Source organism: Pseudohalioglobus lutimaris (assembly GCF_002866825.1).
Lineage (GTDB): Bacteria > Pseudomonadota > Gammaproteobacteria > Pseudomonadales > Halieaceae > Halioglobus > Halioglobus lutimaris.
Genome location: NZ_PKUS01000040.1, coordinates 1 through 22368, shown reverse-complemented (window position 1 = coordinate 22368; position 22368 = coordinate 1). Strand labels below are relative to the sequence as shown.

The 22368-nt window shown below is 58.7% G+C and carries 21 protein-coding genes; 9 read left to right on the top strand and 12 right to left on the bottom strand.

Annotated features, from left to right (window positions below; genetic code table 11):
- Positions 1-77: 77 nt before the first annotated feature.
- The gene (locus C0039_RS19020) at positions 78-1736 is read right to left on the bottom strand and encodes a sigma-54-dependent Fis family transcriptional regulator (protein ID WP_076000708.1); all 1659 of its coding nucleotides are present in this window, start codon (positions 1734-1736) and stop codon (positions 78-80) included.
- Positions 1737-1931: 195 nt separating this feature from the next.
- Between C0039_RS19020 and C0039_RS19015 the strand changes: the two genes are divergently transcribed.
- A complete protein-coding gene (locus C0039_RS19015) occupies positions 1932-3647 on the top strand; it encodes an FAD-binding protein (protein ID WP_165787193.1) in 1716 nt (571 codons plus the stop codon).
- Positions 3648-3716: 69 nt separating this feature from the next.
- On the opposite strand, the gene C0039_RS19010 is transcribed toward C0039_RS19015, so the two are convergent.
- From C0039_RS19010 to C0039_RS19000, 3 genes are all read right to left on the bottom strand, one after another.
- Positions 3717-4550, bottom strand: a complete 834-nt coding sequence (locus C0039_RS19010; RefSeq protein ID WP_076000707.1) for an alpha/beta fold hydrolase — start codon at positions 4548-4550, stop codon at positions 3717-3719.
- 111 nt (positions 4551-4661) lie between these two features.
- Positions 4662-5852: an acyl-CoA dehydrogenase family protein gene (locus C0039_RS19005; protein WP_076000706.1), complete on the bottom strand. Its 1191-nt coding sequence runs from the start codon at positions 5850-5852 to the stop codon at positions 4662-4664.
- 108 nt (positions 5853-5960) lie between these two features.
- Positions 5961-6827, bottom strand: a complete 867-nt coding sequence (locus C0039_RS19000) for an SDR family NAD(P)-dependent oxidoreductase (RefSeq protein WP_101518979.1) — start codon at positions 6825-6827, stop codon at positions 5961-5963.
- 111 nt (positions 6828-6938) lie between these two features.
- On the opposite strand from C0039_RS19000, the gene C0039_RS18995 reads away from it, so the two are divergent.
- A complete protein-coding gene (locus C0039_RS18995; RefSeq protein WP_076000704.1) occupies positions 6939-7664 on the top strand; it encodes a trypsin-like serine peptidase in 726 nt (241 codons plus the stop codon).
- Here C0039_RS18995 and trhO read toward each other — a convergent pair.
- From trhO to C0039_RS18980, 3 genes are read right to left on the bottom strand one after another with little or no spacing between them, the layout of a single operon-like run.
- Positions 7645-8604 (bottom strand): oxygen-dependent tRNA uridine(34) hydroxylase TrhO, encoded by a 960-nt coding sequence (trhO, locus tag C0039_RS18990; RefSeq protein WP_101518978.1) that lies wholly within the window; start codon positions 8602-8604, stop codon positions 7645-7647. The genes C0039_RS18995 and trhO overlap by 20 nt on opposite strands.
- 3 nt (positions 8605-8607) lie before the next feature.
- Positions 8608-8931 (bottom strand): BolA family protein, encoded by a 324-nt coding sequence (locus C0039_RS18985; RefSeq protein ID WP_076000702.1) that lies wholly within the window; start codon positions 8929-8931, stop codon positions 8608-8610.
- Positions 8932-8973: 42 nt separating this feature from the next.
- The gene (locus tag C0039_RS18980) at positions 8974-10008 is read right to left on the bottom strand and encodes an AraC family transcriptional regulator (protein ID WP_243391667.1); all 1035 of its coding nucleotides are present in this window, start codon (positions 10006-10008) and stop codon (positions 8974-8976) included.
- Between the two features lie 113 nt (positions 10009-10121).
- On the opposite strand from C0039_RS18980, the gene C0039_RS18975 reads away from it, so the two are divergent.
- Positions 10122-10928, top strand: a complete 807-nt coding sequence (locus C0039_RS18975) for a hypothetical protein (RefSeq protein WP_076000700.1) — start codon at positions 10122-10124, stop codon at positions 10926-10928.
- Here C0039_RS18975 and C0039_RS18970 read toward each other — a convergent pair.
- Both C0039_RS18970 and C0039_RS18965 read right to left on the bottom strand, forming a co-directional pair.
- A complete protein-coding gene (locus C0039_RS18970; protein WP_076000699.1) occupies positions 10925-12295 on the bottom strand; it encodes a sensor histidine kinase in 1371 nt (456 codons plus the stop codon). The genes C0039_RS18975 and C0039_RS18970 overlap by 4 nt on opposite strands.
- Before the next feature lies 1 nt (position 12296).
- Positions 12297-12980 carry a response regulator transcription factor gene (locus C0039_RS18965; RefSeq protein ID WP_101518976.1) on the bottom strand — a complete coding sequence of 228 codons (684 nt, stop codon included), beginning with the start codon at positions 12978-12980 and terminating at the stop codon, positions 12297-12299.
- A gap of 123 nt (positions 12981-13103) precedes the next feature.
- On the opposite strand from C0039_RS18965, the gene C0039_RS18960 reads away from it, so the two are divergent.
- Complete coding sequence (locus C0039_RS18960; protein ID WP_101518975.1) at positions 13104-13568, top strand: RDD family protein; 465 nt, start codon at positions 13104-13106, stop codon at positions 13566-13568.
- 15 nt (positions 13569-13583) lie between these two features.
- On the opposite strand, the gene lptG is transcribed toward C0039_RS18960, so the two are convergent.
- Both lptG and lptF read right to left on the bottom strand, forming a co-directional pair.
- On the bottom strand, positions 13584-14645 hold the full coding sequence (lptG, locus tag C0039_RS18955; RefSeq protein ID WP_076000696.1) for an LPS export ABC transporter permease LptG: 1062 nt from the start codon (positions 14643-14645) through the stop codon (positions 13584-13586).
- A complete protein-coding gene (gene lptF / locus C0039_RS18950; protein ID WP_076000695.1) occupies positions 14632-15741 on the bottom strand; it encodes an LPS export ABC transporter permease LptF in 1110 nt (369 codons plus the stop codon). The genes lptG and lptF overlap by 14 nt, the downstream gene beginning before the upstream one ends.
- A 91-nt stretch (positions 15742-15832) precedes the next feature.
- On the opposite strand from lptF, the gene C0039_RS18945 reads away from it, so the two are divergent.
- From C0039_RS18945 to C0039_RS21365, 5 genes are all read left to right on the top strand, one after another.
- Positions 15833-17317, top strand: a complete 1485-nt coding sequence (locus C0039_RS18945) for a leucyl aminopeptidase (RefSeq protein WP_101518974.1) — start codon at positions 15833-15835, stop codon at positions 17315-17317.
- Positions 17314-17733 (top strand): DNA polymerase III subunit chi, encoded by a 420-nt coding sequence (locus C0039_RS18940; protein WP_076000693.1) that lies wholly within the window; start codon positions 17314-17316, stop codon positions 17731-17733. The genes C0039_RS18945 and C0039_RS18940 overlap by 4 nt, the downstream gene beginning before the upstream one ends.
- 127 nt (positions 17734-17860) lie before the next feature.
- On the top strand, positions 17861-20629 hold the full coding sequence (locus tag C0039_RS18935) for a valine--tRNA ligase (RefSeq protein WP_101518973.1): 2769 nt from the start codon (positions 17861-17863) through the stop codon (positions 20627-20629).
- A gap of 90 nt (positions 20630-20719) precedes the next feature.
- Entirely contained in the window at positions 20720-20932 is a 213-nt protein-coding gene (locus tag C0039_RS18930) for a cold-shock protein (protein WP_076000691.1), read from the top strand.
- 410 nt (positions 20933-21342) lie between these two features.
- Complete coding sequence (locus tag C0039_RS21365) at positions 21343-21528, top strand: cold-shock protein (RefSeq protein WP_232334988.1); 186 nt, start codon at positions 21343-21345, stop codon at positions 21526-21528.
- Here C0039_RS21365 and C0039_RS18920 read toward each other — a convergent pair.
- The gene (locus tag C0039_RS18920) at positions 21525-22178 is read right to left on the bottom strand and encodes a TetR/AcrR family transcriptional regulator (RefSeq protein ID WP_076000690.1); all 654 of its coding nucleotides are present in this window, start codon (positions 22176-22178) and stop codon (positions 21525-21527) included. The genes C0039_RS21365 and C0039_RS18920 overlap by 4 nt on opposite strands.
- Positions 22179-22368: the final 190 nt, after the last annotated feature.

The window sequence follows — 22368 nt, the reverse complement described above, 5'->3', positions numbered from 1 at the left end:
CCGGGTCCTAATTTTCACTATATGGTGAACCCACCTGAAGACGAATTTCACTATTTAATGAACTTCATCGGTGAAACTCAGCTGGAAGCGGCCTTTTTCAGACGGTAATCAAGTGTCGGCCGGGACAGACCCAGCAACTTCGCCGCCTGGGTAACATTGCCGCCCGTGCGCTCCATGGCACGGGCTATCATCTGTTGTTCAAGCTCGCCCAGCCCACAACCTTCTTCCAGCAGACTGTCAGCGAGCGCACCTAAAGATCGACTCGCCACCTGCGCGTGATTGCCAGCATCCTCTGCCGCTTGCAGGTGAGGAAAAAGGTGCGCACTGCCGATCTCCCCGCCGTGCTCTGCGAGGATCACCCCTCTCTCGATCATATTCGCCAGTTCACGAATATTCCCAGGCCACTGGTAGGCACGCAGTGACGACATGGCGCGGTCAGTCAGGCCGGCCACCTGCTTACCGTGCAGGCCGCAGTACTTATCGATGAAATGGCTTACCAACTCGGGGATATCGTCTATTCGTTCGCGCAACGGCGGCACGGTGACCGAGTAAACGTTCAGCCGGTAAAGCAGGTCTGCCCGAAAGCGTCCCGCCTTCACTGCCGCCTCGAGGTTCTCGTTGGTGGCCGCCACCAACCGCACATCAACCTTGCGAGTGCGTGTATCCCCCACGCGTTCCAGCTCACTCTCCTGCAACACCCGCAGCAAAGCGGCCTGGGCTTGTGGAGAGAGTTCGCCCACCTCATCAAGAAACAGCGTGCCTCCATGGGCGCGCTCAAAACGACCCGGGCGGGACTGGTCGGCGCCGGTATAAGCCCCCTTCTCCACACCGAACAACTCCGCTTCAATCAGGTCCGGGGGAATAGCGGCGCAGTTCACCGCGATGAACGGCTTCTCGGCACGGGGACTCCCCGCGTGCAGCGCTTTGGCGAACATGTCCTTGCCGACACCGGTTTCCCCCAGCAGCAGCACCGTTACCTTGCTCTCCGCGGCGCGGGCCAGTAACTGGCGCACCTCCAGGAAGCAGGGTGAACAGCCGACGAGGTCGCCAAAACTCTGCTCCGCTGTCAGGTTTTCGCGCAGCGCCGACACCTGGGACTGCAGCGAAAACAGCTGATCGGCAATGCGATCCGGCCGGTAATAACGCAGTAGGTCTTCACTGTCGTCCCACTCTTCAACCGGACGCCCTTCGATGCGACAGACCTTCTCGCCACAGCCCATGCAACCCAGCTCGCGGAACAGTATCTGCCTACCGGTAAAGCCAGTGGTAAAACCGCTGGCATAGCCAATCTGGGACCAGCAGACCGGCTCAAAGCTGACACCATACTCGGCGAGAAAGATCTCCGCCTCAAACGAGTGCTGCCATTCGAACACACCGTGATAGGCGTAATTGTCCTCGTCGACATCCAGGGTTACGGGAACAACCTTGACCTGCCCGGTCACCATATGTGCCTGGGGGCCCACAGAGAACACCTCAAACAATGGTGCGTCCGGGCGCAGACGACGCGCAGTATCGGCATCACGCTGACCCGCAACATAGCCCATGCGAATCAGTAGACCCTTCGCCCGGTCGATGCCCAGGGACTCGATCATCTCTTTGCGCAGCGCCTGCATTTCACTACTACGCAGCAGCACCATGCGCTCTTCTTCAAGCCAGATGCGCCCCTCTTCCGGCTCAAAGCGGAGCAGTTTCTGAAGATCGTCTATCGCGGGTAGGTCCGGTAGTTCCTGGCTCATATTATCTTGCTGTCTGTCTAATTATGATTTTCTGCGCAGCGTGGGCTACGGTATGGCCACGCTGAATGCAGCGTCTTCAACTTACACTTACTCACCCATATGACAAAACAGAGGGCGGTGATTGATCTGGAACAGTCACTTTACTCCCCGGCAAGCATAGCATTAAAGACACACGGTATTGCGGGAGACCAGAACATGCTCACAACAGTAAAATCAATGTGGCGCAAGCTGGGCACCGGTGCAGTGGTGGTGAATACGCCGGAGACGGTTGCGACTGCAAAAGAGCTGCGCTGGGACATGATTGTGGATGTAGCGGTAATCGGTTTCGGCGGTGCCGGCGCCGCGGCCGCTATTGAGGCCAGGGACCACGGTGCCGAGGTCGCGGTCATCGACCGCTTTAACGGCGGCGGTTCGACCAGGATTTCCGGCGGCATTTACTACGCCGGCGGCGGCACCCGGATACAACAACAGGCCGGCGTCGAGGACACCCCGGAAAATATGTTCCACTATCTGCGCCACGAAACCGCCGATGCGGTCAGTGAAGAGACCCTGCGCAAATTCTGTGACGACAGCCCTGGGAACCTTTACTGGCTGATGCAACAGGGAGTCCCTTTCAATGCCAGTCAGTGCCCATTCAAGACATCCTACCCGTCCAATCGCTACTACTTGTACTACTCAGGTAACGAGAGCTTCACACCCTATACCAACGATGCCAGCCCTGCCGCCCGCGGCCACCGCGCCCACGGCCCGGGGGTGTCAGGGGCAACGTTTTTCAACCCGCTGGAAAACGCAGCACGCACCCGGGGGGCGAAGATACTCACCCAGCATAAGGCAGTGGGCCTGGTGACAGATCAGGCGGGTCGAACAGTGGGCGTACGCTTGCGCCGCTTTGCGAGCGGCTCCTTTGCCGGCTGGCTACACCGCCAGCTGTACTCAGTATTGATTTTCTCGCGCTACGGGGCAATGTACCTGCCCGCGATCACCTGGTTGCTGCGGGGGGCACTGGAGAAACTGGAGGCCGCCTACACGCAGGGTTTTTCTGTACGCGCGAAGCGCGGCATCGTGATCAGCACCGGAGGCTTCTTCTACAACCGGGATATGGTTACCCGGTTCGCGCCCGAACACCTGCCCGGCATGCCCCTGGGCACGATAGGTGACGACGGCAGTGGCATTCTGATGGGCGAGAGCGCGGGGGGCGCAACAGCGCGTATGGACAATGTCAGTCAGTGGCGGTTTATCAATCCGCCGGAGTCCTTTGTTCGCGGTGTGCTGGTAGGCCGTGACGGCCAGCGCATCTGCAATGAGATGTACTATGGGGCGCAGCTCAACGAACAGATCATGACCCGCGCGGGAGGCGAGGCCTGGCTGATCCTGGATAAATCGCTGTTCGGGCAGGCGCTGCGGGAAATCGGCCCCCGGCGGGCCATGTGGTTCCAGACCGCGTCGGCGCTGGTCTATCTTTTTGTCGCACGGGAAAAAGCGGGCAGCCTGGCTGCACTGGCCAACAAGCTGGGAATACCGGCGGATACCCTGGGACAGACCGTGAGCGATTACAACAGGCTGTCCGCTGAAGGCGCTGAAGACCCATTGGGTAAACCGGCAGATCACCGTGCGGTGCTGGCAAAGGGCCCGTGGTATGCGCTTGATTGTCGTGTGGCCGGGGCGGTTCGCAACCCCTCCATTACCCTGGGTGGGTTATGTGTCAATGAACGGACCGGAGCGGTTCTCGATAAAAATGGCAACGCCATCGCGGGACTCTATGCCGCGGGACGTGCCGCCGAGGGTGTGGCGTCGCATTCCTATGTTAGCGGCCTGTCCATCGCCGACTGCATTTTTGCCGGCCGGCGTGCCGGTCGGCACGCGGCGGGAGGAGATCAGTTCCAGGGGGGGCGGCACCGCGACGAAAAGTAGAGCAGCTGCGAAAAGCGCAGGCTGCGATGTCAGCGATACCGCAAGCCGCGCATCTCCCTGGCAGTGACGCTAGCCGTGCTTCAGGAAATCAACACAGGCCCGGTTGAACATACCCTCGTGCTCCACCATCACCCAGTGCCCGCACTCGTTCACCAGAATGAGGCGCATGTGCTTGATGTTCTTGACCATGCGCATAATGCCGGTCTCGGGCATCATCTGCTCATCCATGCCCCAGAAGCCCAGAACGGGACATTCGATTTTATGCAACTGGTCAACCAGATTGGGAATCTGCATGGTAGCCATGACATGGCCGTTCATGATTTCCATGATCTGCATACGCTCAGCCACCAACTCGTCGGTGGCATGGCTGGGGTCGAACATCAGTCCGGTAGCAAAAAGATCCTTCATCACGGCCGGGGTGACCGGCTCACCAGAACCAAACACCTGGAAAACCTTCTGCATGCCAGGCATGGCCTGGTAGTCAGGCAGGTCGTTAAGGCCGCCCGGGGCCATCAATATGAGCTTCTCGACCAGATCCGGGTGCTCAAGTGTGAGGCCCAAGGCAACCACGCCGCCCAGTGAATTACCGATCAATGTGCACTTGTCCACCCCGGCACTGTCCAGGGTCTGCTTGATGCACTCGACGAAGAAGGACAGTGGGTGGTCCACATCATCGGGCTTGTCGGAGAAACCGTAGCCTATGTGATCAGGAACGATGCACCGGTAACCCGCTTCGACCAGGGCAGGATAATTGCCCTTGAAGTTACTGTAACCACTGGCGCCAGGGCCAGAGCCGTGAAGGAAGACCACGACCTCGCCTTCGCCTTCATCCAGATAATGAATGTTGTAACCGTTGGCGCAGTTGGCGTATTTCCCTTCTGGCAGTAGGCCGATTTTTCCCATTTTTTAGTCCTGTTTTGGTTCCAAGTCTTGTGCATTCCCGCCTGTGTGAGAACCCCGGTCCAGTGGCTTGCCGCTGGACCGGGTGCCCGCACTGCCCGTTCCAGATCGAAACTAGACCGCGAAGTCGACGTTCTCCTCGCCGAACATCACGCCGCCCAGGTTGCTGGCAAAGGGCGCGGAATGGTTGGCGACGTGGGCCTGGCTGCACAGGATATCGAGATGAAAATCGAGCAGTTCGCTGCCGTGTCGGACACCGCCACTACCGGAGGCTTTGAGCATACGGCTGCTGAGCGCGAGGCAGCGATCGGCAACCACGGCCGAGTCGTAGCGGTAACGCACACGGTCCTCTACCGGAATCGGCTCGCCGGAGCGACACTTGTCCATCATCTCATCAAAGTTGCGCAGCATTGTTACCTTCATCTCTTCGATATCTGCACGCGCCTCGGCCGCCAGGCTACGGGCCGCAGGGTCGTCCTTCATCAATTTGGGGCCCACGCGCCGTGTCTTCGCCACCTCGATATAGGCCTGCAGGGCACCTTCGCAGGCGCCCAGGGACGCGGTGCAAACCGCGCGCACGAACACCTGCATAAACGGCATGCGATACAGCGGTGCCGAATTCACGGCATTGCCGGGATTATCACACCTGAACCCGTCCATGGACTTATGCGTTCGGTGCTCTGGCACGAATACATCCTCCACCACGATGTCATGACTACCGGTACCCTGCAGGCCGACCACATCCCAGTTATCGACGATCTCGTAGTCTTCAATCGGCACCAGGAAGGTGCGGTAGTTGGCCATGTCAAAAGGCGCCTCGGGTGTAGGCACTACGGCGCCAAGGAAAGCCCATTTACAGTGCTCCGAACCACTGGAGAAGCTCCAGCGCCCACTGAGGCGGAATCCACCATCAACCACTTTAACCTTGCCCACCGGCGCGTAGGAAGACGAGATCAGCACGCCGGGGTCATCCGCCCAGACATCCTGTGCGGCCTTGTCGTCAAATACTGCGAGTTGCCAGTTATGCACAGCGATCACGCCCAGAATCCAGGCGCTGGAGGGGCAGAATCGGGCAACCTCGAAACCCACCATGTAAAACACCTGGGGGTCCATAGCGTACCCGCCCCACTGTTCCGGCTGCAGAATCTTGAAAAAACCGGCCTTGTGGAAGTCTTCCACCGTGGCATCCGGCACCCGACGCCCCGCCTTGCATTCCGCCCGACGGGCGATGAGATCCGGACCCATGGCGCGGGCTGCGGCAATAAGATCCTGTGCTTTTGAAGACTCCAAACCGTATTCGTTCATATACTCACCTGTTACTTTTATCCGTTTTTATGATTGCCACTGACCTGATGGCAGCCGGCTATTAAAGCGGCAGCGGAGGCAAGTGGCATCCTTCATTTGGGCTATGCGTTACTCTACCACCGCATCGCCGAATGTGGTCGGCTCACCAAAGAAAGCCCGGTGTGAAGGCGGCTGGCCGCCGTCGATATCGGTCACTCCGTACTCCTGGGCCAACTCAGCGCCTATCCACACCTTACCACTGCGCGCCATCAGCGCTGCATCGCCATGCAGCGCATCAATTATCCGGCCGGTGAACTGAGGCGATTCACAGGTTTCGACCAGGTCAGCGTACATCTCTGGCTCGGCGTCGAAAACCCGCTGCGTGCGCTCGGTAAGCAACAGCCCCATCCAGAGAGATACCACAGCTACGCCATGCGGCCTGAAGTCCACCGCCATGTCATGGGCCATTTTATCCACCGCCGCCTTACCGGCGCCGTAAGCCGGCCCGTGCATGTAAATGCGCCCGCCGAAGGACGAGGTATTCACTACCAGTGCGTTTGTGGCGGCCAGCAACAGCGGCGCGGCAAAATATGTGGCGCTGTAGTGGGAGCGCATGCCCACATTCCAGATATTGGTAAGGTCAAGGGGCTTCTGCCAGAACGGGCCCTTCTCGGTAAGCGCGTCGTGAAGGCTGGTGGCATTGTTGACCAGGATATCCACCCTGCCCTGCTCCTGCCGCACCTGCTCAAATAGCGCCGCAACCTGCTGGTCGTCAGCATGGTCGCAGTACACCGGCACACCGACGCCGCCCGCCGCCGTCACTTCACTTGCCGTTGCGGCAACGGTCCCGGGCAACGGCGCATCGCCCTCGTTGCGGGTGCGCCCGGTCACATACACCGTTGCACCCGTGGCGCCCAGGGCCAGTGCAATACCCTTGCCTGCTCCGCGGCTGGCGCCGGTCACAACCACCACCCTGCGCTGGGGATCTGCTGTCATATCTCAATCTTCCTGAAAACGATTGCCCATCCTACGACTGGTGACGTCTGCGGCCAAGGGGATTACCATGCCCACTGGACAATTAGTTAATCCGCATTGGAATTTTGAGCTATGAGACTTGCCGCAGCCGTATCGGTTGCCCTGTGCTGTGCTGCCGGCCCGCTGCAGGCCGAACCCCGTCAGGTCTATCGTGACGACGCACCGGTGTGGCTGCGGGCGGTGGGTAAACTGCACGTACCCGGCGTTCGCTACAGCCAGGGATATGGCAACCATCAACTGGAAAACTGCAGCGGTACGCTGGTGGCCACAGCCAACAGCCAACGCGCGAACACGGTGGTTACAGCCTGGCATTGCCTGGAGTTCTATAATGATCTGTCGCGACCCATCACGTTTACGTTGCTAACGGAAAATGGGGAGTCCCTGAGCCGCGAGGCCTATCGGGTGGCGGACGGGGGAGGAATGCACGCCGATTGGGCGGTGCTGAAGTTATTTCACAGCGTAAATACCGACAGCGTGCCCGCGCTCACGCCGCTCCCGGCAAGTGCCGATGCCACACGCCCGGTGACCATGGCAGGGTATTCGGGCGACCAGGGATTGGGGGATAACGGCAACGTGCTTACCTACCACGCCGATTGCCGTATCACACGACAACAGCTGCGGGAAAGCGCAAGTAACTGCAGCGCCTTCAAGGGCGCATCAGGCGGCGCCGTCATCCAGCTGTCTGCTGAGGGCCGTGCGCAGCTGGGTGGTGTCATCTCGCGCGGGAACAGCGAGAATGTAAGTATCTACGTTCCCATCAGCGGATTCCGGGGGTCGCTCACTCGCTTTCTGAAATAGCCTCAGGATGACGTGCCTGGCGCGCCGGCGGTGGTGCACCGACATGATGTTCACCGCGGGCAGCGGCCAGTTCCATCTGTTTCTGGCGCTCAGTAAAACGCTCAATCTGCTCCGGGCTCAGGCTCCCGTGGCAATGGGGACAGCACACACCCTTGCAGTACTGGTCGGACTGTTTGTCTTCTTCAGTAATGGGCATGCGACAGCCGTAGCACTGGTCATAGTGCCCCTTCTCCAGGCGGTGATTAACGGCAACCCTGTTGTCGAATACGAAGCAGTCACCCTGCCAGATACTCTCCTCTTCCGGTACGTCCTCAAGGTACTTGAGAATGCCCCCCTGCAGGTGATACACCTCCTCAAAGCCCTCCTGCAGCATAAAAGCGGAGGCCTTTTCGCAGCGAATACCGCCGGTGCAAAACATGGCAACTTTTTTCTGTCGCTGCGGATCGAGGTTATCACGCACGTAGGCAGGGAATTCTCGAAAGCTGGTCGTATGTGGGTCCACCGCGCCGCGGAACGTACCGATACTGCACTCGTAGTCGTTACGGGTATCGATCAGCAACACGTCCGGGTCGTTGACCAGTTCATTCCAGTCACCTGGCTTGACGTAGGTGCCCACGACCAGATTAGGGTCAATACCCTCCACGCCCATGGTAACGATTTCCCGCTTGAGCTTTACCTTCATGCGATAGAACGGCATGGACTGGTCGAAGGACTCCTTGTGTTCCAGCGCCGCCAGTCGCGGGTCCTCACGCAGGTAGGCCAGCACCGCGTCAATCCCCTCACGAGGGCCGGCAATAGTGCCATTTATCCCTTCATTGGCCAGCAGCAGCGTACCTTTCACCTGCTGTGAGAGGCACACATCCAGCAACGGCTCGCGCATCTCCCGATAATTATCGAGGGTAACGAAGCGATATAATGCAGCAACAACGATGTCCGACATGGCTTAACCTGCTCCCTGACTGGAGCCGCCCAGACAGTCCGGCGAATCCGGGGCAGGCTGCTGCTTTGCGGACCACTCTTGCGGTGTGTAGGTGTGCAATGCGAGGGCGTGCACCGGTCCCGCCAGCTGTTCGGCCAGCGCCGCATAAACCTGCTGGTGGCGACCAACCTTGCGTTGTCCATCAAATGCCGAGGTCACGACAACCACCTTGAAATGCGTTTCTGAATTGGGTGGAACGCTATGCATATGACTTTCATTGACCACCTCCAACACCTCAGGTTGGAACTGCTGGTCTAGGGTTTGCTGTATTTGTTGCTGAACGAGCATGTAATTACCTCCTGTTCTATGCGGACATTATACGCGAGCATCCTACTCCCGTCGCAACCCTGCGCGGAACTGCCCGGGTGTCTGTCCCGTCCATTTCTTGAATGATCGATGAAAGGCGCTGGGGTCGGTAAAACCCATTTGTAATGCAATGTCGTTTATCGACAGGTCACGGCGATTAAGACAAAGCTTGGCGGCCTCGCAGCGAGCATCATCCTTCAACTGCTGGAACGTTGTACCTTCCCGCTTCAAGCGCCTGCGCAGCGTGGGAGCTGACATATTCAGGGCACTGCTGATCATCTCAAATCCCGGAAACCCCTCGCTGAAATCGTGGCCGATCATCGCCTTCACCTGGGCAGAGAGATTATTACCGTCAGGGGCATTGTCCATGATCAGCATCTGGTAAGGCGCCGTGCGCAGGAATTCCTCCAGTGAGTACTGCGTATGTACGATAGGCCTGGCCAGGCAGGTGCTGTCGAAATAAAGCAGGTCCATGCCCTGGTCAAAGTAAACAGGGCAACGGAACAACGCCTCATACTTCTCAGGGTTCGCCGGCGCCTTGCCGGTGAAATCAACGCGCTTTAGCTCAATGGGCCGCCCGCACAGCCAACCAAAGAAACGGTGCCACAGGGACAAGCCGTAACCATCAGCCACACTCACCTGGGGACGCGCGTTACGGTCTATGGTGCGGTAGCCGACACGGGCGTACTGTTCACTGAAGTTGGCATAGAGCTGGCTGCGCTCATCGAAAAAAGTACGGTAGAACTCGGAGGTACGCTGTATAGCCTGTCCCAGGTTTTCACAGGAAATAACGCAGTAACACATCATGCGGAAAGCCCCCGGGGCCACCAGTTCACTGCCGGTCACCCCGAAGGTCTCATCCTGCAGCAGGCTGAGCACATACTGGTAGACGCGGGAGTACTGCATGGCACTGACCTCAGCGCGATAACCCGGGGATTCAACATCCAATGGGTCAAAGTCCAGGCCGGCATCGGCAAGGATGCCAGAAAAGTCGTAGCCCCGATCCCCCACCATTCGCAACAGGGTTCTCATGAATCGGGTTGGGACGCGGTCACTCATGGCTTATCACTGTACAAAACAGGGGAGGAATAGTAGCAGACACGGCCCGGCAGCGGACAAGACCAGCACAGCCATTGGGCGTATACTGTGAGGGGGAGAAAAGGGAGAGCACCATGGAATCGCGCTATAACATCTATTATGCGGGCGAGATACTGGACGGCCAACAAGCAGAGCAGGTGCGGGAAAAATTGCGCGCCCTGTTCAAAGCAGATGATGCTGCCCTGGATAAATTGTTCAGCGGCACCGAGCAAGTGGTCAAGCGCGAGTGCGACAAAAGCACCGCACTCAAGTACAAGCAGGCCATGGAGCGAGCAGGCGCCAGGCCGGTAATCAAGGTAGTGAGGTCCAGCAATGCGGCTGCAGCACCAGACCCTGCTCCCGAAGCCCCTGCCGCACGTAAACTTACCACCGCGGAGCGCATCGCTGCACTGGCCGCAGCGCCGGATATCAACATTGCCTCCGCAGAGGAGGCGCCGCCCGAGATCGACGAGGAAACCGGCTGGCAACTGGAACCCGTGGGTGCCGACATTCTGCGCCCTGAAGAACGCAGCCAACCGGTGGTGGCAGACATCGATATCTCGGCACTGGATGTCGCAGCCACCATAGAACGGCTCTCACCCCAGCCTCCTACGCCACCGCCTGCACCGGACACCAGCCACCTGGACATGGGCGCAGTGGGCGAAACCATTCCCACACTGCCTGCCACGCAAGCCCCCCTGAACCCGAATACGGACAACCTTGACCTCTCTCCCGAAGGCACTGATTTCAGTGACTGTACGCCACCGCCACCCACGCCGCCGGCTGTGGACCTTTCAGGCATCAACCTGGCATCGGCCGGCAGTGACATGGTGGAGGAGCAGTATCGACAGAAAAGTACGCCCAGGGCACCCGACACCGAACATATTACCCTGCAGGACTAGGGCAGGCTGATCACCACCCGCAGTCCGGGCGCGTTGTCTTCAAGGTCCACGCTGCCGCCGTGATACTGCGCGATCGCCTGCGCCATGCTCAGGCCCAACCCATGTCCCGGTAATGCCGAGCGACTGGGTTCAACCCGGTAAAAACGACGAAACACATCGCGCCAATGCTCAGCGGATATACCCGGGCCACAATCAGCAATGCTTACTCGGTAACCGCTGTCGCCGGAAATGTGATCCAGGCTCACCGAAATGTCCCCTGCCTCGGGCGTATATTTGATGGCATTGTCCAGCACGTTGGCAAATAACTGAAACAGCAGGTCAGCCTCCCCACGACAGTGGGCTCGCGGCAGCGTTGTCATGTGTATGGCAAGGCCCTTTTCCTGGGCCAGGGGTTCGTACAGGTCCACCACGTCACGGAGCACCTGGCCCAGGTCCACCTCCTTGTCACCGCTGTAACAGCTCCCCGCTTCCAGCGCGGAAATCCGCAGCACCGCATTGAAGGACGCCAGCAGCGCATCGCAGTCGGAGATCAGGACCTCCATCGCTTTGCCATTACGCTCCGGCAGATCCTGTTGCAATTGACTCAGTTGATTCCTCAGCCTGGTCAATGGCGTGCGCAGATCGTGGGCAATATTGTCCGACACGCTGCGTACGCCATCCATCAGCGACTCGGTCTGGTCCAGCATGCGGTTGATCACGTGGGCCAGTTCGCGCACCTGGCCTTTCTCTGCGTCAGCATCGAGCCGCTGGGACGGATTGCCGCTCACAATGCGCGACATTTCCCTACCCAACCACTCGAAACGGCGCAGGCTGCGTGCCGCGGCAAAGTACCCTCCAACCAGGCCCAGTACGATGGTCACCAGCATGGTGCGCACCAGGGTATGCAACACCAATCGCCCCTGCGCTACTGCCTCCTGGTAACTGCGCGCGACCAGCACACGGTACTCCTCGCCCAACACCACTTCGCGGGCAAGGAATTCCACGTCAACTGACTCACCCCATTCCAGCAGGGCCAGTTCGAAACCCAGCCAGCCGTCTTCAAACTCGCGATAGGCTGTAGACTCGGGCAGGTCGCCGGCCACCTTATCGCCGCCCAGGTCGCTCACCAGGTAGTAAAAGTGATCGGTGATACGCGTTTCGCCCTGATCACCAACATACCGCTCTATTCCCTCTAACGATTGCCCTTCGTAGATCAGGTTCAGTGTATCCTGCTCCGCGACAATAGTTGCGGAGAGCTCGCTGAAATAGTTGTAGCTGTAAATGGAATACATGCCGATGATCACCAGGAATACCGTCGCACTGAGCACCAGCAGGTAACGCGCTATATACCTGAATGTCAGGCTGCTGACGACCTTCTGCACTTCCATTTCAGTCTTCCTCCAGACCCAGCCGGTAGCCAGCGCCGCGCACGGTGAGCAGGAGTGGCGCGTCAAAATCCTTGTCGATCTTTTGCCGCAGCCGCGACACGTGTACATCAATCACATTGGTTTGCGGATCGAAGTTATAGCCCCAGACGTGCTCCAGCAGCATCGCCCGGGTAACCACCTGTCCGGCATGCCGCATCAGGTATTCCAGTAATTTGTATTCCCGGGGCTGCAGTACAATCACCCGCCCGTCGCGGGTGACCTCCTGTTGCAGCAGGTCCATCCCCAGCCCCGCAACCTGCAGACGGGTGGTGACATCTGCTGTACTGGCAGTGCGTCGGCACAAAACCTGTAGTCGCGCCAGCAACTCGTCCATCGCAAACGGCTTTACCAGATAGTCATCGGCACCGCTGTGCAGACCCTGGACCCTGTCATCCACTTCGCCCAGGGCGCTGAGTACCAGCACCGGGGTAAGATTGCCGGCTGCGCGCAGATCGCGCACCAGGGTGAGGCCGTCACGGCCGGGTAACATACGGTCAATAATGCAGACGTCAAAAACCTGCTCCGAAGCGATGTCGTAGGCCCGGTCTCCATCGCCACAGTGGGTATGGGTGCAGCCGGCGCGCGTCAGTTCCGTACCGATAAATTCGGCAACGGCGGCATCATCTTCTACAAGCAGAATATTCATGGGCTGGTCCTTTTAACCCAAGAATGTAGCACGCGCCCCACGGCGGCTAAAGCACAGCGCTGCAGTACGACGATTTCATTACCAATCATTAATCCGCGGCATTTGGTGGTAAACTCGCCTGCAATGAACGATGCACCAGAGAAACGACCTTCCCCCTCGCTACTGCGCCACCTGGTTTCCATGGTCTATGACGCCCTGCTGGTGATCGCCCTGATATTCGTGGTCTACGCCATTGCCCTGGGCGTGATCGTGCAGCTGAGCGACGGTGAACAAGAGGTACTCAACCCCCACCTGGGACAGGCTCTAGTGGTGTTATCACTGGTGGGCTTTTTCAGCGCATTCTGGCTTAAAAATGGCCAGACACTGGGTATGCAGGCATGGCGAATCAAGCTGGTTGCCATCAATGGCGGCGAGATCACATTCCGTCAAGCGGTGCTGCGCTGCGCTGGCGCCACGCTTTCCGCGGGCTGTCTGGGATTGGGGTACCTGTGGAAACTGGTGGATCGAAACGACCGCTATTGGCACGACTACCTGTCGGGGACCACACTCGAATTGCTGCCCAAAAGTAGCCGCGACAAGTCCCCATGAAGTGCTGGCTCGCTCTCAGCGAGCCCTTGTCAGCAGCAGCATACCGAAAAGGAAACAAATCAGCACCGGCGCCAGCGCCGCGTAAACTGGCGGAAAGCCAAAGACCAGGCTGGCGGGACCCAGCAAGTCCTGGCTGGTGCGGAAAACAATGCCGACGATAACCCCGGCAAAGATGCGAAACCCCAAAGTGCCTTCACGCAGGGGGCCGAAAATAAAAGAAATCGCCACCAGCACCAGGCCACCGATCGCCGCCGGCTGTAACAGCTTACGCCACAAGGCTAACTGGTAGTCTTCCGAATCAAGGCCCTGTAACTGCAGGTAACGGCTGTAGCGATACAGCTCGCTCAAGGGCAGCTGGTCGGGCTCTACCACCACCAGGGTAAGCAGCTCCGGTGTAATACCGGTATCCCAGCGCAGGGTCGGGTAGATTTTACGCGTGGTTTGCCAACTACTGAAGCGCGTCTGCACCACGTCCTCCATGGTCCAGTAATCGCCCTTGTAGGTGGCGAGCCGCGCACGCAGTGAGGAGTCCATTCTCAGTTTGTCATCGAATTGCAACAGCGTAATGCCATGCACGACCCCCGTTTCCTCCAGGGCATTGAAATGCAGGAAAGTATTGCCTTCCCGGTTCCATATTCCATGTCGACCGGCAAAACTCTCCCCGGGGTTCTGAGCCAGGGCGCGCCTGGTCTCGGCCCACTGGTCTGTCTTGGGGGCCACAAACTCACCGAGCAGAAAGCCCATAATAGCGATCAACAGCGCCGGCTTCATCGCTACCCACACCAGCCGCCCGATAGACACACCCGATGCCCGCATCACCACGAGTTCACTGGTTGTTGCGAGCTGGCCAAGACCAAGCATGCAGCCGATCAGGGCGGCGAAGGGAATGTACTCGTAAAACCGCCCCGGGAGCGTAAGCCCTATGTACAGGCTCACCTGCAGGAAGCTGTAGGTCTCGGATATGTCATCGGACTCGTCTATAAAGGCGGCGATGGCGTCGAGGCCCACGATAACCACCAGTACCAGCGCGATCGAGCTGAAGACCGTCCAGCCGACATATCGATCAAGCCTTCGCATTCAGGTACCTCCGATGCTTGATACGCCCGACCAGGGAGGGCCCATAAAGCATCGCCAGGGCCACAGACAGGAACAGCAGGTGCACGCTCCACATCGCCAACGCAGTGCCCTGCCCGTCAGCCATGCCCGAGCGCGCATTGGCCAGCAGCATCAGGTATCCGAGGTAAACGAGAAAGGCAGGCGCCATCTTGATATAGCGCCCTCGCCGATGGTCGGTGCGGCTCATACACATGGCAATGATGGCAAGCACTGGCACCATCAGCGGAATCGACAGGCGCCAGTGCAGGGCCGCGCGATCTTCCGGACTGTCCGATGCCAGCAACTTGAGCGTTGAACGACCATCCACAGGATCGGCGGTGCGGATACCGCCTTCCGGTTCGGGAATCAATTCGCCGAAACGTTCAAACCGCACCATGCGGTAATCCAGGTCACCCGGATAGCCGTCATAGCGAAAGCCGTCGCGTAACTCCAGGTAGCGGGCACCGGTTTCGGTGTTGAACTTTACCTCACCCTCCTGGGCAACGGTCACCTGCATACGCAGTTTTCCATCGTCATCGCGATTACCCTGGGAAAGAAACACCGAGCGCATCACTCCATCGGCACTGATGGTCTGGGCATAGCTAACCGTATTATTGCTGCGCCGGGTCTGGAATCGCCCCGCTGCGACCGCATTGAGACCCTGTGACGATTCCGGGGCATGTAGCAGCGCGTCAGAGCGGGCGGCTCCCAGCGGTGATATCCAGAGACTCAGTGCACCGACCAGCAACATCACCACCGCCGCGGGCACGAGACTGTAGCCGGCCAGTCGCGTGGGACTGAGTCCGGTAGCGGTGAGAATCACCATCTCGCTCTCTACGTACAGGCGGCCATAAGACATGAGGATGCCAATAAACAGGCCCAGCGGCACGATCAACTCAAGAAACCCGGGCAAACGATAGAGCATCACCGGCAGCAGGATGTCCGCGGCGAGGTCACCGACAGCGGCTTCAGCGAGATACTTCACAAAGCGGCCGCTAATAATGATGACCAACAGTACAAAGCTCACCGCCAACATATGCATGAGGACATCGCGGGAGAGATAACCGAGTATTTTCATGCCTGTAGAGCTTTGATTTCGGAGTTTATGGTTGGGTTTGCGTGCGCAACATCATACACTAGCGCGAGCATATACAGCGAGGTTATTCAGCATGAGCGCGATCAAGTTTTCAGCCCGCAAAATCAGTGACGCGGCCAACACCACCAGCCAATGTGCCGTGCTGCCCCTGTTCAGCGACGGCAAACTCCCCGGGGCCGTTGCGGCGCTGGATAAAGCCTCAGGCGGCAGCATCAAGGCAGCCCTTGCCCTGGGTGATTTCGAGGCCAAACGCGGCCAGACGACAACACTACCCGGCGCCGGCAAAGCAAAGCGGCTGTTGTTGGTGGGCTGTGGCGAGAAGAAAAAGTTCGACCGCACGGGCGCCCGCGAAGTGGCCAACGTAATCTACTCCGGCCTCAACGGGACCAGCGCCAAAGACGCCCTGTTGCTGACCGATCACCTGAAGATCAATGACGCCGACGAACAATGGTTTCTGGAGATGCTCGCCCGCGCACTGCAGAGCAGCGCTTATCGCTACACCGAGACGGTGTCCACTCCCAAACCTGCTTTCAAGCTGTCACGGGTCGTGGTCAGCACGGAAAGCAAGGCAGTGGCGCAGCGCGCACTGGACCAGGGTGCCGCCACCGGCCTGGGCGTTAATACCGCCCGCAACCTGGCCAACCTGCCGGGCAACATCTGCACGCCCGGCTACCTGGCACAACAGGCACGTAAGCTGGGTCGTGGCAATAACAAACTCAGCGTACAGATTCTGGAAGAAAAGAAGATGCGCGAGCTGGGCATGCACTCCCTGCTCTCAGTGACCGCCGGCACAGAAGAGCCGGCCAAGCTCATCGTGATGAATTATGCCGGTGGTAAGAAAGGCGACAAACCCTATGTACTGGTAGGAAAAGGTATCACCTTTGACAGCGGCGGCATCTCCCTCAAGCCCGGCGCCAAAATGGACGAGATGAAATACGACATGGGCGGCGCCGCCAGCGTTTTCGGCACCCTGCATGCCATCACTGAAATGGCGCTGCCGCTCAACGTGATTGCCGTGGTGGCCGCCGCAGAAAACATGCCCAGCGGTAAGGCGACCAAGCCCGGTGACGTGGTCACCAGCATGGCCGGTAAAACCATTGAGGTTCTCAATACCGATGCCGAGGGCCGGCTGGTGTTATGTGATGCGCTGACCTATGTGGAGCGCTTCAAGCCTGCTGCGGTCATCGACATTGCCACCCTTACCGGCGCCTGTGTGGTAGCGCTGGGCGCCCACGCCACCGGGCTGTATGCGAACACCGACAAACTGGCCGAACAACTTATTGAAGCGGGCGTGGAAAGCCATGACCGCGCCTGGCGCATGCCCCTCTGGGACGAGTACAGCAAGCAATTGAAGAGCAACTTCGCTGACCTGGCCAATATAGGTGGACCCGGCGGCGGCAGCGTGACCGCGGCATGCTTCCTCAAGGAGTTCGCCGAGGCCTACGACTGGGCGCACCTTGATATTGCCGGCACCGCCTGGGATAGCACGCCCAAGGGCGCTACCGGCCGACCTGTCAGCATGCTGACCCGCTACCTCATGGGTCGCGCCGGCAAGTGACCCGCGTCGGGTTCTACGTGGTTCAGGCCGCCGAGTCCGGGCAGCGACTGCAGGTGGCCGCGAGGCTCGCCGACAAGGCCTATGCACAGGGGCACCAGGTCTATATCAACGCTGTGGACAAAACTCAGGCGCAGGCGCTGGATGCGCTGTTATGGAGTTTCCGCCCCGCCAGCTTCGTCCCGCACGCACTCGCTGGAGATTCGCAAGCGGAGCAGGTCGCCATAGGCTGGGGGCAGGACCCCGGTAAACACTCGGACCTGCTGATCAACCTGCAGTTGGAAATACCGGCTTTTTTCTCCCGCTTCGCCCGGGTGGCCGAAGTCGTCACCCAGGATGAGGCCAGCCTTGCGGCCCTGCGCAACTCCTGGCGCTTCTACAAGGAACGCGGCTACCAGCTGGAAAAGCACGACCTTTAGCCCGGCGATAATATAGTCGCGCACCTGCGCGGCAATCCAGCGAACGGACTCGTCGCGCGCGCCTGTAAAGGCGGCAAGGCTTCGCGTATAATCCCGCCCCTGCATTTACACCCGGACTCCCCGACTGATGGAAAAGACATTCCAACCTGCTGATATTGAAACCCGCTGGTATCAAGAGTGGGAGGCCAGTAACTACTTCGCCCCACAGGGAGGCGAGCAGGCCTACAGCATCATGATTCCGCCGCCCAACGTCACCGGCAGCCTGCACATGGGCCACGGTTTCCAGGAAGCGATCATGGACGCGTTGATTCGCTATCACCGCATGGCCGGGTATAACACGCTGTGGCAGGTGGGCACCGACCACGCGGGAATCGCCACGCAGATGGTTGTCGAACGCCAGCTGGAGGCCGAGGGAATCAGCCGTCATGAGCTGGGCCGGGAGAAATTCATTGAGAAGGTGTGGGAATGGAAGGAGCAATCTGGCGGCACCATCACCCGCCAGCTGCGCCGCCTGGGTTCCTCGCTTGACTGGTCCCGTGAACGATTCACCATGGACGAGGGGCTGTCTGCAGCAGTACAGGAAGTGTTTATACGCCTGTATGAGCAGGGCCTGATCTACCGCGGCAAGCGCCTGGTGAACTGGGACCCGGTTCTACACACAGCCATCTCCGACCTGGAGGTGATCTCCGAGGAAGAGCAGGGGCACCTGTGGCACTTTAACTATCCACTTGCTGGCGGCGAAGGCCACCTCACCGTGGCCACGACTCGCCCTGAAACCATGCTCGGAGATGCTGCAGTCGCGGTGCACCCGAAGGACGAACGCTACGCTCATCTCATCGGCCGCAGCGTCGAGCTGCCCCTCACCGGCCGCCAGATACCGGTGATCGCCGATGATTATGTGGACAGGGAGTTCGGCACAGGCTGTGTAAAGATCACACCCGCCCATGATTTCAATGACTATGAAATGGGCAAGCGTCACGGACTGCCGTTGATCAACATTCTCGACGACGATGCGGCCATCGGTGGCGAAGCGCCTGCGCACTACGTGGGCATGGACCGCTACGAGGCACGCAAGCAGATTGTGGCCGACCTGGACGCACTTGGTCTGCTCGACAAAATAGACGAGCACACGCTCAAGGTACCCCGGGGGGACCGTTCCGGCGTGGTGATAGAGCCCTACCTGACCGATCAGTGGTATGTGGACGCCCGCGAGCTGGCCAAACCGGCAATTGCCGCGGTTGAGAACGGCGATATACAGTTCGTTCCCAAGCAGTGGGAGAACACCTATTTTGCCTGGATGCGCGACATACAGGACTGGTGCATCAGTCGCCAGCTATGGTGGGGACACCGCATTCCGGCCTGGTACGACGACAACGGCAAGGTCTATGTAGGCGAGTCCGAGGCGGCCGTGCGAGCAGAACACCAGCTGGCTGACGAAATGCACCTGCAGCAGGACGATGATGTCCTGGACACCTGGTTCTCCTCTGCGCTGTGGACGTTCTCCACCCTGGGATGGCCGGAAGAGACCGAAGAACTGAAAACCTTTCATCCCAGCTCCGTTCTTGTCACCGGCTTTGACATCATCTTTTTCTGGGTCGCCCGGATGATCATGATGACCCTGCATTTCCGTAAGGAGGTGCCCTTCCACACGGTTTACGTGCACGGATTGGTGCGTGACGGCGAAGGGCAGAAGATGTCCAAGTCAAAGGGCAACGTAATAGACCCCATCGACCTGATCGACGGCATTGAACTGGAAGAACTGGTCAGCAAGCGCACCGCGGGCATGATGCAGCCAAAGCTGGCGGCGAAGATTGAAAAGGCCACCCGTAAACAATTCCCCGAGGGCATAGGCGCATACGGTACTGACGCCCTGCGTTTTACCTACTTCTCGCTGGCATCAACCGGGCGCGACATCAAATTTGATATTGGTCGCATCGAAGGCTTTCGCAACTTCTGCAACAAGATATGGAACGCCGCCCGTTACGTGCTGATGAACTGCGAGGGCGAGGATTGTGGACTGGATGCCGAACTGCCCGTTGCGCTCAGCCTGGCGGACCGCTGGATTGTCAGCAAACTGCAGGAGACCGAGGTGGAGGTAGCGAGGGCCATCGCCGCCTACAGGCTAGACCTGGCATCACAGGCGCTGTACGAGTTTATCTGGAACGAATACTGTGACTGGTACCTGGAACTGTCCAAGCCAGTACTCTGGGACGAACACGCGGATGACGCGGCAAAGCGTGGTACGCGACGCACATTGATCCGCGTGCTGGAGACCTGGCTGAGGTTACTGCACCCGATGATGCCCTTTATCACCGAAGAAATATGGCAAACCGTTGCGCCACTGGCTGGAAAATCAGGGCCTACTATCATGCTCCAGCCCTACCCCGAATCGGACACGGGCGCTATGGACAGCGCCGCGAACGCAGATATAGAATGGCTTAAAGGTGTAATTGTGGGCGTGCGCAACATCCGTGGAGAGATGAACATACCTCCTGGCAAAGCGCTGACCGTGCTGCTGAAAAATGGCAATGAGGAAGATCAGCGAAGGCTGGCGGAAAACGCACCCTACCTGCGCAAGCTGGCGAAGCTGGAAGACATTGCCTGGCTTGAGAAAACGGAGGAAGCACCTGTAGCAGCCACCGCGCTGGTGGGAGAGCTGGAGATTCTCGTGCCCATGGCTGATCTCATAGACAAGGAAGCCGAGCTTGCCCGCCTCGCCAGAGAGATTGAAAAGCTGAGTAACGACTTACAAAGAGTTCAGGGCAAGTTGAACAACAGCGCCTTCGTCGACAAGGCACCCGCAGCCGTAGTGGAGAAGGAGCGGGAGAAACTGCAGGGACTCGAACAGGCCCGGCAAAAGTTACAGGAGCAGGAGCAACGCATCCGCCAGATGTAAAGCCCTCGGCGCCACAGGTTTCACGTCTCCATCGACCACAGAGCCGCTGGAGAATAATAAAAGCAAAATGCTAAAACCGAGGATAGTGGTATGAGTGATCGTGTAAATGGCACGGTGAAATGGTTTAACAATGCAAAAGGATTTGGATTTATTACCCGCGAGGAAGGAGATGATGACATCTTCGTTCACTTCCGCTCCATCCAGGGAGAAGGGTATCGCACCCTGAACGAGGGGCAGCCAGTGGAATTCAACCTGATAGAAGGCCCCAAGGGGCTGCAGGCGGAAGACGTCCACAAGCTATAATCTGTAGCCAACGCCAGGTAAGGTAAGCGGCGCAGGCAAGAACAATCGACACAGCAAAGCTGGAAGCACATTTGGCGCTTCGGCTTTTTTTATTTTCTTACCCGCAAGGGTTAGGTAGTGGCCGGATTTCCATCAATCTCGCCGGGCACGCCATTGACAATGAGGTACCCATGAATCCAGTTGTAAAAATCGTAATCAGCCTGCTCGTCGCCGCCGCCGCCTGGGCCCTACTCCACTTCGTCCCCACCCTGCCACTGCCGCTGGTACTGGTCGCCGCCACCGTTATCACCGCTCTGCTGGTATCTGTTCCCGCGGGCTCAACATCGCCGGTCACTGCCGCCGGGGCTGACCACGACAGCTTTGAAGATGCACCCGCCCCCACTGCAACGGGCCCACGAGATGAGGGTCAGGTGAAATGGTTCAACGTATCGAAAGGGTTCGGCTTTATCACCAAGGACAATGGCGATGAGATTTTCGTGCATTTTCGCTCTATCCGAGGCGAGGGTCGTCGCGGGCTACGCGAGGGTCAGCGGGTGACCTTTGTTGAGTCGCACACAGACAAGGGCCCCCAGGCCGAAGACGTCGAGGGACTTTAAACCAGCGGCAGGCCGGCGCTGCTGCGCCAGTACATCTCCAGCATTCTGGCGCTCTGGCGCAGCACCTTTTCAACCGGAAGGTCGCTGTCTTCCAGGGCCATCTCCACCGCGCTGTAGCCGATATCAACGGAAACACGGGCCTGGAGCAGTAGTTCTTCATCAACTGCCCGATTCAACAGCTTGGCCAGGAACCGTGCGAACTGTTCTGACACCAGGCGATGCGAGGTCAGGCGCACTTCCTGCAGCGGTGAAACCGCCCGCAATGCCTGAACAATCTCGATGCCTCCCACCTGTTCCCTGATGGCGTCGTAATTGGCTTTCAGTACTTCGTAGATGTGCCCCAGCAGTGCCTGCGGCTTGCCTTCCGATAAATAGGTCTCCACCCATTTCTCGAACAGCAGAGCCTGTTGCTCCATCAACTCGACGCCCAGGGCGTTGATCACTGCGTACTTATTGGGGAAATAGCGATACAGCGCGGGCACTGTAATCCCCGCCCGTTCGGCGATTAAATTGGTCGAGATCCGCTCCACACCCACTTCTACCAGAAGTTCGGCTGCTGCGACTAAAATCGATTCGTAAGTCCGCTTGGCACGCTCCTGCCGCGGACGATTCTTCTCCAGCAGTTCCACCTGCCTTCTTGGTCCTGTCATGACTTGCCCTACCTTGTACCCACCAGTCGTTGCCGGTGGTTTTTTTTTAATCGTATACTACCTCGGTGGCTTATACCACCGGTCTGCTAGCGTATTCCACCCCTCCTTTACTGTTGGATAAAAAAAAGGTTCATCGCACATTAGCGGGAAATGAGGCATTCAAACAAAGCGGACACCACGAATGGGGTAA